This window comes from Rhodoferax sp. P2_H8_2, assembly GCF_056403235.1.
In genome coordinates, this window is sequence record NZ_JBFUFW010000001.1 from 238,276 (window position 1) to 250,172 (window position 11,897).

Sequence of the window (11,897 nt, forward strand, 5' to 3'; positions counted from 1 at the left end):
GCCGCTTCTAGTCGAGGTAGTTTTCCGGGAAGAAGTGGCGCTCGATCAGCTCGATCAGGATGTGCAACACCTTGATGTGCAGCTCCTGTACGCGGTCGGCATAGGTACCACCGGGCGTGCAGATATAGACATCGCTCAATGGCTCCAGCTTCTCGCTGCGTTTGCCACTCAGGATGATGACCTTCATGCCCTGGGCTTTGGCAGCCTCGGCAGCGCGGATGATGTTCTTGCTGGTGCCGCTGGTGCTTAGAGCAACCAGGCAATCGCCAGCGCGGCCGTGGCCTTCAATGTAGCGGGAGAACACGTTGTCGTAGCCGTGGTCGTTGCCCACGCAGGTCAGGTGGCCCGCGTCGCTGATGGCCGTGGCGCCCAGCGCAGCGCGATCTTTGCGGTAGCGCCCGGTCAGTTCTTCGGCGAAGTGCATCGCGTCACACATGGAGCCGCCATTGCCACAGGAATAAACGCGGCCCTTGGCTTCAAACGTGGAAATCAAAAGTTGCGCGGCTTGCTCAACAGACGCGAGGCCGGCCGGATTGGCGAGCAAGGCGGTGAGTGCAACGTGGGCTTCTTGCAGACTGGATTCAATGTGCTGTTTCATGGCGCAATTATCCCTTGGAGCTGGTTAGTCCGGGAACCAGGGGCTATTTGCCGACGCGCTGCAATGTGCCGCTGCTCAGGATCAGCGGTGAATCCGTGGGTGGATCACCAGGTGTGATGTCCTCCAGTGTTTCCCACACCAATGCACTGCCCTTCAGCGTCGCACGCCCTAGCACTACGGCGCCGTTGCGGCCACTGGTAACAACCAGCACAGCAGTGCGGCCGATCACGATGCCTTTGACCGTACCCTCCCCACCTGCGTTCATGCGCCCGCAACCCACGGTTGCCATCTGGTGAGCGCCAACAATGCTGTCGCCTTTCTGCTTCAGGTCAAAGGTCGCAGAACCACATTCTTCTTTCTGTTTGCGTTCGCGCGTGGAACGCAAATCTATGGTCCAGGTTCCCGTAAACAGCGCTTGCTCTGCAAAAGCGCAATCTGATGCCAATAGCAGCATGAGGCAACTGTTCACAAGAAATCGACGCATGGTTTCTCCCGCAGGGTCTTCGACAATGCCTATGCTATCCGCACAATCGCATTCAAACTACTACTAATTTCATAGCTGCTCACGCACATTTCATGCGCTCCGCAGCCAGATTTGGCAATGAAAAAGCCACCCGAAAGTGGCTTGGTCTTTTTGATTCCGGCAGCAGGCTAGTGCCTGAAATGCCGCACGCCAGAGAACACCATCGCCACACCACGCTCGTTGGCAGCCGCAACGACTTCGTCGTCGCGCATAGAGCCACCGGGTTGGATCACGCAGGTCGCGCCGGCGTCGACCACGACGTCCAGTCCATCACGGAACGGGAAGAAAGCGTCGCTGGCGACCGCTGTGCCTGCCAGTGACAGGTTGGCGTGACCCGCCTTGATGCTGGCGATGCGGGCGGAGTCCAGACGGCTCATTTGGCCGGCACCTACGCCCATGGTCATGCCGCCCTTGCAGAAGACGATGGCGTTGGACTTCACGTATTTCGCGACCGTCCAGGCAAACAACAAGTCCTGCAGTTGCTCTGCAGTGGGTTGCTGGGTGGTCACCACTTTGAGGTCCGCCAGTTTGAGGATGTGGTTGTCGGCTTCCTGCACCAACAGGCCGCCACTCACGCGCTTGAATTCCAGGCTGTTGCGACCCGCAAACAGGATCTGGGCACGGTCTTCGGGCAAAGCGATTTGCAGCAAGCGCACATTGACCTTGGCCTTGAACACATCCAGCGCCTCTTGTGTGAAGGAGGGGGCCATCAGCACCTCAACGAATTGCTTGGCAATAGCCTGGGCGGCCGCACCATCCACCGGGCAATTGAAGGCAATGATGCCGCCGAAGGCGGATGTCGGGTCGGTCTTGAAAGCCTTGCTGTAAGACTCCAGCGCATCCACGCCGACCGCTACACCGCACGGATTGGCGTGCTTGACGATGACGCAGGCGTTGGCCTCGAAGCTCTTGACGCACTCCCACGCCGCATCGGCGTCGGCGATGTTGTTGTACGACAGTTCCTTGCCTTGCAACTGCACGCCCGTAGACAGGCTGCCCAAATAAGGACGGCCATTGCGATAGAACGAGGCTTTTTGGTGCGGGTTCTCGCCGTAGCGCATGTCCTGCACCTTGATGTATTGGGCGTTGAACTGGGCAGGGAAGCGACTCAGGGTCGGCGCAGCATCGCCAGCTGGGACATCATCACCCAGTTGCACTGAACTCAGGTAATCGCTGATTGCGCCGTCGTACTGGCTGATACGGTTGAACGCGGCAACCGACAGCGCGAACTTTGTCTTGTCGGAGACCTTGCCCGCAGCCTTCAGCTCGGCCATCACCGTGGCGTATTGCGATGCGTCGGTCAGCACCGCCACATCTTTCCAGTTCTTGGCGGCGCTGCGCACCATCGCAGGGCCGCCGATATCGATGTTCTCAATCGCGTCTTCCAGCGTGCAACCTGGTTTGGCAACGGTGGATTCAAACGGATATAGGTTCACGACCAATACGTCGATGGTGTCAATCTTGTGTTCAGCGAGCGCGGCCATATGCGCCGGAAAATCGCGGCGGGCCAACAGACCGCCATGCACACGCGGGTGCAGTGTCTTCACCCGACCATCCAGCATTTCGGGAAAGCCGGTCATCTCGGCCACCTCGGTCACGGGCAGACCTTTTTCAGCCAGCAGTTTGGCGGTACCGCCGGTGGACAGCAACTTGATGCCTTGTGCGTGCAAGGCTTGCGCGAGTTCGACGATACCGGTTTTGTCAGAGACGGAGAGAAGAGCGGTTTGGGTGGCGGTCATAGATTTCATTCGTTGGGGACGGAGCTAAAGATCTGTCCCGCAAAGTTTCACAAAAGTTTGTGTTCGAGCAGTTTTTTGCGCAGCGTGTTGCGGTTCAGGCCCAGCCATTGGGCGGCACGGGACTGGTTCTGGTCGGCCTGCGCCATCACCACTTCCAGCAGTGGTTTTTCCACCGCACTGACCAGCATGTCGTACATGCCGTCGGGCTCCGTACCGCGCAGGTCCTTGAAATAGCCCTCCAGGCTTGCGCGCACGCACTCTTCAATGTGCTTCTTGCTCATGCTGCCAGTTCCATCATGTCCATACCCTTGGTGTTGGCCGCGATCGCCTGTTCAGGGATGCGGTCCATGTTGTGATTAATCGTCTCGAAAAAGGCGTTGACGGCATCGACCTGCGCCGCCGGTTCTTCCAGCAGGTTCATCGCTGCGCGAAAGTCTTCGCCGCCCGGCAGATCGCGTACGTACCAGCCAATGTGTTTGCGCGCCGAACGCACACCGATGAACTCGCCATACAGGCTGTAGTGGTCATGCAAGTGTTCGATCAGCAACCGCTTGACTTCGCTCACCAGTGGCGGAGCAAGGTGCGTGCCGGTTTCCAGAAAATGGTCGATCTCGCGGAATATCCAGGGGCGACCTTGCGCGGCGCGGCCGACCATGATCGCGTCAGCACCGGTTGCCAGCAAAACTTCGCGCGCTTTTTCTGGTGAGGTGATGTCACCGTTGGCCACCACTGGGATCTTCAATGCGGCCTTGACTGCAGCAATCGTGTCGTATTCGGCAGCACCCTTGTAGCCCTGTTCGCGGGTGCGGCCATGTACCGTGACCATCTGCACGCCAGCGCTCTCGGCTGCGAGGGCCAGTGTTACGACGTTTTTGTGCTCCGGGCTCCAGCCGGTGCGCATCTTCAAAGTCACTGGCACATTGCGCGGCGCGCAGGCGTCTACGACGGCCTGCACGATCTCCATCGCCAGCTTCTCGTCCTGCATCAGCGCCGAGCCTGCCCATTTGTTACACACTTTTTTTGCCGGGCAGCCCATGTTGATATCGATGATCTGCGCGCCGCGGTCGATGTTGTACAGCGCGGCCTCGGCCATCATTGGGGCTTCAGTACCGGCAATCTGTACGGCAATGGGCCCTGGCTCGCCGTCGTGGTTGGCGCGGCGCGAGGTCTTCAGCGTGTTCCACAAGTCCTTGCGCGAAGTCACCATCTCGCTGACCGCATAGCCCGCGCCCAGCCGCTTGCACAACTGCCGAAACGGGCGGTCTGTCACCCCCGCCATAGGGGCGACAAACAGATGATTCGCCAAAGCGAACTGGCCGATTTGCATGGGTGGGGCTGAAAGGTGGTGAAACGGAAGACGGGTGCCGAGCGAGGGCTGATTCTAGCTGCCTATTATTTCAGCAATTGAAACGGGGGCGACAACCAGGCATCAGGAAAACCCTAGTTGTAATTCGTTGTCGGTGCAGCGGCGAACCAAGTGGGATTTCCCCGATGGCTACACTGCCCCGTATGGACTCCTGGATCTCCCAACTGCTGGCATTGCTGGCCCTTCCGCAATACAGCCTGGGTACGGTGTTTGTTGTCTCTTTCATTTCCGCCACGTTGTTACCGCTGGGCTCCGAGCCCGTCGTCTACGGGCTGGTGTCGCTGAACCCCGAACTGCTGTGGCAGGTGATTGCAGTCGCCACCGTGGGCAACACATTGGGTGGCGCGCTGGATTGGTGGATGGGCTATGGCGCCCACAAGGTGGCAGACAAGTACCGGCACTCGTCACACCATGTTCGCGCATTGGACTGGCTGGAAAAAATGGGTCCCAAAGCATGCCTGCTGGCCTGGCTGCCGCTGGTCGGCGACCCGTTGTGTGCGGTGGCCGGTTGGCTCAAGCTGCCGTTTTGGCCCTGCCTGTTTTACATGGCAATTGGCAAATTCGCGCGCTATGTGGTGTGGACACTGGCACTGACTGGCGTCTTTGCGCCTTAGGCGACTTACTCAAACGGATAGCGCACGCCCAATCTGGAGCGTATCGCGTCCATCCATTCCAGCGTAGCCAGCGTCTCGCTGTGCGGCATGCGTGGGCTTTCATGCAGGCCCGCACGTATGCAATGCATGGCCTCGGCGATTTCGTATTCAAACCCATTGATGCCAAACGGCGTTTGCACACGTTGCTCTGCCTCGCCATGGCGAACCAGCACCACCTCTTCGGCATGGTGGAAGTCGCGTGGCAACTGGATATGGCCCTTCTCGCCCAGGATCTGCATGCTGTTGCTGGAACTGGTGTCCACCGCGCAGACCCACTGAATCGCCACACCATCGTCAAAAGTAAACGATGCGTTGACGCGCTGGTCCACACCGGTGGGCGCCAGCACGCCGTGCACATCGGAATGCACGATGGGCGGACACGCGCCCAAACTGGTCTGCAATACCCAGCGCGACATGCTGATGTTGTAAATGCCAATATCCAGCAAGGCGCCGCCGGCCAGTTCGGGGGCGAACACGCGGCTGTTCGGGTCGAAAGCGGCTGGAAAGCAAAACGTGGAGTGGATCGCCCTCACCTTGCCAATGGCGCCGGCACGCAGCCATTGGCCGACCTGGTCAAACCCAGGCAAAAAACGCGACCACAGGGCCTCCATCAGGAAGACACCGGAGGCACGCGACTGGGCTATCAACGGCTGGGCAATCGCAACACTGGGAACCAACGGCTTCTCGCACAAGACCGGCTTGCCAGCAGCCAGGCATTGCGCGACTGCGGACGCGTGCTGTGCATGCGGAGTGGCAATGTAGACACCATCGACACGCGGATCGGCAAGCGCCGCTTCCAGCGCTGTACCGGCTTGAACCACGGCATCCGCCGTACTCCACTTGCGCGCAAAGGCTTGCGCACGCTCCAGATCGCGCCCGACAACCCACACGAGTTCGGCATCCGGCAAACCTTGCACAGCCTCCGCAAACCGGTTGGCGATGCGGCCGGGGCCAACGATGGCCCATGCAAATGTTGAAGTAGCGTTTCCAGCAGGTGAGGTCTTCGATGTCATTGCTATTCTTTCAGAAGCTACTCACGCACATTCCATGCGCTCTAGCGGACTAAAACCAATACAGTTCCGAATACGGTCAGCGACGCGCCCAGCCAGGCACCCCGCGCAGGCGCACGGCCCAGGCGCCACCACAACAGTGGCAAGACCAGCACTGGCGACACCGATGACAGGATGCCGACCATGCCCACATCGCCGTGTTGCAGTGCCAGCAGGATCAGGCTCATGCCCAACCCCATGCCAATCATGCCGCTCAAACCCACGCGCGACAGCACCCGTAGCGTGGGCGGCTGTACTGAACGCGCCGCAGCAAAGCCGCCCCATAGCAGCGCCAGATGCGCGACGCAGGTAGCTGCCACGCGCAGGGCCGTCGCCGCCACCGGGTCGACACCACTGGCCATCACAGGCTTGGCAATCAACGAGCCCAGTGCCTGGCACAGCGCTGCCAGCAACGCCAGCGCTACGCCCAAGCCCCAGTGACCATGCAAGGTTTCCCAGGCGTGGGATTCGTCCTTGTGGCTACCCCAGGCGACTGCAGTCATCACACCACCCACCACCAGCCCACCGCCCAGCATGGCTTGCCAGCCCATGCGCTCATCCAACAGAAGAAAACCCAGCAACGCGCTGAACACGGCATGGGTCGCGAAGAGAACACCAGTACGCCGCGGCCCCAAACGGTTCATTGCCGCAAACAGGGCCGTATCACCGACAAAGATGCCAATCAGGCCACTGATGGCCAGCGCGCCCGCTTGCGCCAGGTCGATGCGCTGCCAGCTACCGGTCCACAGCACCACCGGTAACAGCATCAGAAACACCACTGACATGCGCCAGCGCGTGAACGCAAAGGCGCCAAGGTGGCGCGCTTGTGGTGCAGAAATGACGCTGGTCAGGGCCCAGCATGCCGCAGCCCCCAAGGCCAGCCAGTCGTAAGAGAACGGCAGCACCGGGGTCAAGAAAAGATCAGGAGCTGAACAGGAAGTTCATCACGTCGCCATCCTTGACGACGTATTCCTTGCCTTCCGCGCGCATCTTGCCCGCGTCCTTGGCGCCCTGCTCGCCCTTGAACGCGATGTAGTCGTCAAACGCAATGGTCTGGGCGCGGATGTAGCCCTTCTCAAAATCGGTGTGGATCACGCCGGCCGCTTGAGGACCGGTGTCGCCGACGTGGATGGTCCATGCGCGCACTTCCTTCACACCGGCGGTGAAGTAGGTTTGCAGGCCCAGCAGTTTGTAGGCAGAACGGATCAGGCGGTTCAGGCCGGGCTCGGTCTGGCCCAGTTCTTCGAGGAACATCTGGCGGTCTTCGTCGCTCATCTCCGACATTTCGGCTTCGAGCTTGGCGCAGATTGCGACGACGGGCGCGTTTTGCTTGGCGGCGAATTCCTTCAGACGGTCCAACAGCGGGTTGTTCTCAAAACCGGTTTCAGACACGTTGGCCACAAACATCGCCGGCTTGGCGGTGATCAAAAAGAATTGCTGCAGCAGCGGCTGCTCTTCCTTGCTGAAGTCCAGTGTGCGCACCGGCTTGGCTTCGTTCAGCGCGGCCTGGCATTTCTCCAGGATTGCGACCAGCTTGATGGCTTCCTTGTCTCCCGATCGCGCCAGCTTGGTGACACGGTGCAAGCCTTTTTCCACCGCACCCAGGTCGGCCAGGCACAGCTCGGTTTGAATAACTTCAATGTCTGCAATCGGATCGACCTTGCCGGCGACGTGAATCACGTTGTCGTCTTCAAAGCAGCGCACCACATTGATGGTCGCGTCGGTCTCGCGGATGTGCGACAGGAATTTGTTGCCCAGACCTTCGCCAGTGGAAGCGCCCGCCACCAAACCGGCAATGTCCACAAACTCAACCACCGCAGGCACGATGCGCTCCGGCTTGACGATGGTGGCGAGCTGGTCCATGCGCGAGTCCGGCACTTCGACGATGCCGACGTTGGGCTCAATGGTGCAGAACGGATAGTTCTCCGCCGCAATGCCCGCCTTGGTCAGCGCATTGAACAGGGTGGATTTACCGACATTGGGCAGGCCGACGATGCCGCATTTCAAACTCATGGGATTTCCTTAAGGGTCAACCCCCTTTGAACCATCGCACCCTGTAGGGGCATCGTGGAAGTGCCGAATGGCGCACAAAGCCAAAGGCGGACGGGGGTTTGCAAAAAACTGACCAGAACGCAACTTGGTTGCCTTTGCTGCGTCCTGGGGAATAGCGCCAATTGTACTAATCGGTCACGGCTGGGGAAATCAGCGAAGCCGTCCCCCTACAATGCGACGTTTGTTTCCGTCCAGAACCTCTATAGTCAGGGAGCCGAATTGTTACCAATGTGGTTGTCGCGCGCGTGTGCCGCGCTTGTGCTGTTTGGAGTTGGAGTCGGCTCCGTCCATGCGGCAGAAACCATAACGCTGACGGACAACACCCCCAAATTCCAGATCACTGGCCCAGTACTCAGCTGGGTGGAGATGCAGAACACTTCGAAGATAGAAGCCGTTGCTGCCAGAACCACGCAATTCGAATCGCAGGAAGCGCAGTACCGTTACAACCTGCATCAAGGTGACACGCTGTGGATCAAGCTGCGGCTGCAAATACCGCACGGCAACTCCACGCGCTGGACCCTGAGCATTCCACTGCCTACGCTGGACTGCATCAAGCTCTACCAGCCCGATGGCAGGGGCGGCTGGACGCAGCAGATTGCTGGCGACACCCGGGCGCAGTCCGAATGGACCAAAAAGGCCCTGCACGCAGACTTTGATCTGACCCTTCCTGCAGGGGCGGCGCAGGACGTGTTTATCCGGGTGCGCAATTTCAAGCATGTGAGCCTGCCTATCTTGCTGGCATCGACTGCCGAGCGCGATGTCGACCGCTTGCGCGAATATGTTTACCTGGGAGCGATCCTGGGGATGACGCTGGCGCTGGCGCTGCTGTCATTGATCCGGTATCTGGAACACCGCAACAAGGCGGACGCTTGGGCCAGCGGTTACGGCTTGCTGATCGCCATGACGATCGCGCAGATCAATGGCATCGCCAACGCGCTGTGGTGGGGCGCATCACCCGATTTCGGCGACATGGCCTCCAGTTGCGTACGCATGCTGGCGATGGGCACCACGGTGCTGTTTGTGCGCCATCTATACGGCTTGTCGGTGCGCTTCCGGCGCTACGACCGATTTCTGGAAGTGGTGGGCTGGGCCACACTGGCGTCCGTGCTGGGCTTCACCGTGCTGGACCGTCCGTTGGCGGACATGATTGGCTCGGCCTTTATCTTTCTCTCCACCACATGCTGCCTGCTCGCCACGCTCCTGAACTGGCGCGGCGGCTCAACCGTTGCGCGCTGGCTGATGCTGGCATTTGCGCCGCAGTTTGTGATGCTGATGTGGATGATGGCCGAATCCGTTGGCTTCGCCCCCACCATCTGGGAGTTGCGCTACGTGATGTCTGCGATGGTGGCGCTGACGGTGCCGCTGATCGTGCATGCACTGAGCGTTGCCACCCATGACCGCAAGGAACTGCGTGCACGCCATCAAGCGCTGCCCACGCAGGATGCGCTGACCGGTATCCTGACACCGGAGGCTTTCGAGAAAGCCATGCAGGAAGCGCGCACCCGCGTGATTGAAGAACAGGATCCGATTGCGCTGCTGCTGGTAGACGTCATCAACCACGAGCACATCCGCGAAACCATGGGCGACCAGACGGCAGAACAATGCCTGCTACGCGCCGTGGTCAAGCTGCACCGGGTGCTGCGCGATGTGGACCAGGCCGGACGCGTGGGATCGGCGCGCTTTGCGCTGTTGCTCGAAGGTGTGCGGACGCGCCAGGAAGTGACTGAGCGCATGGTCAAACTGATCGCCTCGGGGTTGATTCCCCTCAAAAACCTGCACCCGGAAGTGACTTTGCAATTCCACATTTCCGCCGTCTTGCTGCATGAGCGTCCGCTGCCCATGGCCGAGGCGATGACCAAGCTGGACGAAGTGCTGGGCAGCATGTCGCCGCGCACCCGCCGCCCGATCCGTTTCTTGGAGCCTGAAGCCACGATGGCTGCACCGCTGGATGTCCTGGCCTGAAAGGCTGCGCCTCCTACAATCGGGCCATGGTCAAAAAATTCGACGTATGTGTCCGTGGTGCGGGCATAGTCGGGCGCTCGCTTGCGCTCTTGCTGGCTGCCAAACGCCTGCGTGTAGCGATGGTGCAGCCCCCCGCAGCACCCGCCGCCAGTGGCCACCATGATGTACGCGCCTATGCGCTCAATGCGCGGTCCCGTGCGCTGCTGGAGTCGGTGCGTTGCTGGCCCAATGAAACGTCTGCCACGCCGGTGCTGTCCATGGAAGTGCATGGCGACCGCGATGGCCAGGTGCGCTTTGCCGCGCAGGAACAGGGTGCAGAGGCGCTCAACTGGATTGTCGATGTGCCTGCGCTGGAAACCCTGCTGAGCGATGCCGTGCGGTTTCAGCCCTTGATCACCGTCGTTGAAGCGCCCGTAGACGCGGCACTCACCGTGGTCTGCGAAGGCAAAGCCAGCCAGACGCGCGATGAACTGGGCGTGGAGTTCGATGTGGCCGCCTACGGACAAACAGCCTTGGCCACGCGCGTGCAGTTTGAAAAGCCACACGGCCAGGTCGCGCGGCAATGGTTTTCCAAAGGTGAGGTGCTGGCCTTTTTGCCGCTGGATGGTGCCGAGGGCAAGCGCTGCGCCATTGTTTGGTCAGTCACACCGGAGCGGGCCGCCGAATTGCAGCAATACGACGCAACCGCCTTTGCTGTGCAACTGCAGCAAGCTAGCCATGGCGCTTTGGGCGGGCTTACGCTGTGCAGCGACCGCGTGGTCTGGCCGCTGCAGCAAGCCCAGGCACAACGCTGGTGCGGTCAGAACAGCGGTGGCTCCTGGGTATTGGCCGGTGACGCGGCGCACACCGTGCACCCATTGGCCGGACAAGGCCTGAATCTGGGACTGGGCGATGTGATGGAACTGGTCACCTTGCTGGACACCCGGCCTTACTGGCGCGGTGTCGATGATGTGCGCCTGTTGCGCCAGTACGAGCGCGCGCGCAAGGCGGAGTTGTCCATGGTCGGTGGATCCACGGACGCCTTGCAACGCCTTTTCGACCGCCCCGACGCTTTGCTGCAAAATATCCGCAACTGGGGCATGCTGCAATTTGACCGCAGCGGCCCTCTCAAACACTGGGTCACCAGCCGTGCCATGGGCGACAGCCCTTCGGCCCACACGACAGACCCCACCAGGAATTAAACCGATGTTCACCCGTACAAAAATCATTTCCTTGGCGCTGTTAGCGCTATGCAGTCTGGGCGCTATTGCGCAGGAAGCGGTCATCCGCAAGAACCTGGGCGAGCGCGTGCCCCAGCTCAAACCCATTGATGAAGTCAACAAGACCGGCATTCCAGGCATCTACGAGCTGCGGGTCAGCGGCACCGACATTTATTACACCGACGCGCAGGGCAACTACCTGATCCAGGGCAGCCTGATCGATACCAAACAGCGCCGCAACCTGACTGAAGAACGCATCGACAAACTGACTGCCGTCAAGTTCGACAGCCTGCCATTCAAGGACGCATTCGTTATCGTGCGTGGCAAAGGCGAACGCAAGATTGCCGTGTTTGAAGACCCGAACTGCGGCTACTGCAAGCGCTTCGAACGTGATTTGCAGAAGGTCGACAACGTCACCGTTTACATGTTCCTGTACCCCATCCTGGGCCCGGACTCGACCGAAAAATCCAAGACCATCTGGTGCGCCAAGGATAGGGCCAAGACCTGGCAGGACTGGATGGTGCGCGAGCAGGCGCTGCCACAGGGTGGCACCTGCGATGCCTCCGCGCTGGACCGCAATGTAGAGCTCGGCCGCGCGCACAAGATTACCGGCACACCCACGCTGTTCTTTACCAATGGCACCCGTGTTCCAGGCGCTATCGACAACAAGCAGATCGAGAAGCTGCTGGCCGAAGCCAAAGAATAGTTACTACTTTTTTTATAGCGCCTTACGCACATTCTGCGGGCGCCGGAGCC

The 11,897-nt window shown here is 60.2% G+C and carries 12 protein-coding genes; 4 read left to right on the plus strand and 8 right to left on the minus strand.

Annotation, left to right across the window (positions count from 1 at the left end; genetic code table 11):
* Positions 1–7: 7 nt before the first annotated feature.
* From AC1DV6_RS01180 to dusB, 5 genes are all read right to left on the minus strand, one after another.
* Entirely contained in the window at positions 8–598 is a 591-nt protein-coding gene (locus tag AC1DV6_RS01180; protein WP_477974366.1) for an SIS domain-containing protein, read from the minus strand.
* A gap of 43 nt (positions 599–641) precedes the next feature.
* Positions 642–1,082 (minus strand): hypothetical protein, encoded by a 441-nt coding sequence (locus AC1DV6_RS01185; RefSeq protein ID WP_477974367.1) that lies wholly within the window; start codon positions 1,080–1,082, stop codon positions 642–644.
* A 167-nt stretch (positions 1,083–1,249) separates the two neighbouring features.
* Positions 1,250–2,860, minus strand: a complete 1,611-nt coding sequence (gene purH / locus AC1DV6_RS01190; protein WP_477974368.1) for a bifunctional phosphoribosylaminoimidazolecarboxamide formyltransferase/IMP cyclohydrolase — start codon at positions 2,858–2,860, stop codon at positions 1,250–1,252.
* 47 nt (positions 2,861–2,907) lie between these two features.
* Positions 2,908–3,141: a Fis family transcriptional regulator gene (locus AC1DV6_RS01195; RefSeq protein ID WP_477974369.1), complete on the minus strand. Its 234-nt coding sequence runs from the start codon at positions 3,139–3,141 to the stop codon at positions 2,908–2,910.
* Positions 3,138–4,187, minus strand: coding sequence for a tRNA dihydrouridine synthase DusB (gene dusB / locus AC1DV6_RS01200; protein ID WP_477974370.1), 1,050 nt, complete (start codon positions 4,185–4,187; stop codon positions 3,138–3,140). The genes AC1DV6_RS01195 and dusB overlap by 4 nt, the downstream gene beginning before the upstream one ends.
* Positions 4,188–4,369: 182 nt before the next feature.
* Between dusB and AC1DV6_RS01205 the strand changes: the two genes are divergently transcribed.
* Positions 4,370–4,840, plus strand: coding sequence for a YqaA family protein (locus tag AC1DV6_RS01205; RefSeq protein ID WP_477974371.1), 471 nt, complete (start codon positions 4,370–4,372; stop codon positions 4,838–4,840).
* Between the two features lie 5 nt (positions 4,841–4,845).
* Here the strand turns inward: AC1DV6_RS01205 and AC1DV6_RS01210 are convergent, their stop codons facing one another.
* From AC1DV6_RS01210 to ychF, 3 genes are read right to left on the minus strand one after another with little or no spacing between them, the layout of a single operon-like run.
* Complete coding sequence (locus AC1DV6_RS01210; protein ID WP_477974372.1) at positions 4,846–5,892, minus strand: Gfo/Idh/MocA family protein; 1,047 nt, start codon at positions 5,890–5,892, stop codon at positions 4,846–4,848.
* A 41-nt stretch (positions 5,893–5,933) separates the two neighbouring features.
* Positions 5,934–6,833, minus strand: a complete 900-nt coding sequence (locus AC1DV6_RS01215) for a DMT family transporter (protein WP_477974931.1) — start codon at positions 6,831–6,833, stop codon at positions 5,934–5,936.
* A 16-nt stretch (positions 6,834–6,849) separates the two neighbouring features.
* Entirely contained in the window at positions 6,850–7,941 is a 1,092-nt protein-coding gene (gene ychF / locus AC1DV6_RS01220) for a redox-regulated ATPase YchF (RefSeq protein ID WP_477974373.1), read from the minus strand.
* A gap of 267 nt (positions 7,942–8,208) precedes the next feature.
* On the opposite strand from ychF, the gene AC1DV6_RS01225 reads away from it, so the two are divergent.
* From AC1DV6_RS01225 to AC1DV6_RS01235, 3 genes are read left to right on the plus strand one after another with little or no spacing between them, the layout of a single operon-like run.
* A complete protein-coding gene (locus AC1DV6_RS01225) occupies positions 8,209–9,942 on the plus strand; it encodes a sensor domain-containing diguanylate cyclase (protein ID WP_477974374.1) in 1,734 nt (577 codons plus the stop codon).
* Between the two features lie 26 nt (positions 9,943–9,968).
* Positions 9,969–11,123: an FAD-dependent monooxygenase gene (locus AC1DV6_RS01230; protein ID WP_477974375.1), complete on the plus strand. Its 1,155-nt coding sequence runs from the start codon at positions 9,969–9,971 to the stop codon at positions 11,121–11,123.
* Positions 11,124–11,127: 4 nt separating this feature from the next.
* Positions 11,128–11,847 (plus strand): DsbC family protein, encoded by a 720-nt coding sequence (locus AC1DV6_RS01235; protein WP_477974376.1) that lies wholly within the window; start codon positions 11,128–11,130, stop codon positions 11,845–11,847.
* The last annotated feature ends 50 nt before the right edge of the window (positions 11,848–11,897 follow it).

Excerpts from the sequence above, each read along its gene's own strand:
- AC1DV6_RS01180 (WP_477974366.1), bottom strand. The coding sequence starts at position 598 with ATGAAACAGCACATTGAATCCAGTCTGCAAGAAGCCCACGTTGCACTC.
- AC1DV6_RS01185 (WP_477974367.1), bottom strand. The coding sequence starts at position 1,082 with ATGCGTCGATTTCTTGTGAACAGTTGCCTCATGCTGCTATTGGCATCA.
- purH (WP_477974368.1), bottom strand. The coding sequence starts at position 2,860 with ATGACCGCCACCCAAACCGCTCTTCTCTCCGTCTCTGACAAAACCGGT.
- AC1DV6_RS01195 (WP_477974369.1), bottom strand. The coding sequence starts at position 3,141 with ATGAGCAAGAAGCACATTGAAGAGTGCGTGCGCGCAAGCCTGGAGGGC.
- dusB (WP_477974370.1), bottom strand. The coding sequence starts at position 4,187 with ATGCAAATCGGCCAGTTCGCTTTGGCGAATCATCTGTTTGTCGCCCCT.
- AC1DV6_RS01205 (WP_477974371.1), top strand. The coding sequence starts at position 4,370 with ATGGACTCCTGGATCTCCCAACTGCTGGCATTGCTGGCCCTTCCGCAA.
- AC1DV6_RS01210 (WP_477974372.1), bottom strand. The coding sequence starts at position 5,892 with ATGACATCGAAGACCTCACCTGCTGGAAACGCTACTTCAACATTTGCA.
- ychF (WP_477974373.1), bottom strand. The coding sequence starts at position 7,941 with ATGAGTTTGAAATGCGGCATCGTCGGCCTGCCCAATGTCGGTAAATCC.
- AC1DV6_RS01225 (WP_477974374.1), top strand. The coding sequence starts at position 8,209 with ATGTGGTTGTCGCGCGCGTGTGCCGCGCTTGTGCTGTTTGGAGTTGGA.
- AC1DV6_RS01230 (WP_477974375.1), top strand. The coding sequence starts at position 9,969 with ATGGTCAAAAAATTCGACGTATGTGTCCGTGGTGCGGGCATAGTCGGG.
- AC1DV6_RS01235 (WP_477974376.1), top strand. The coding sequence starts at position 11,128 with ATGTTCACCCGTACAAAAATCATTTCCTTGGCGCTGTTAGCGCTATGC.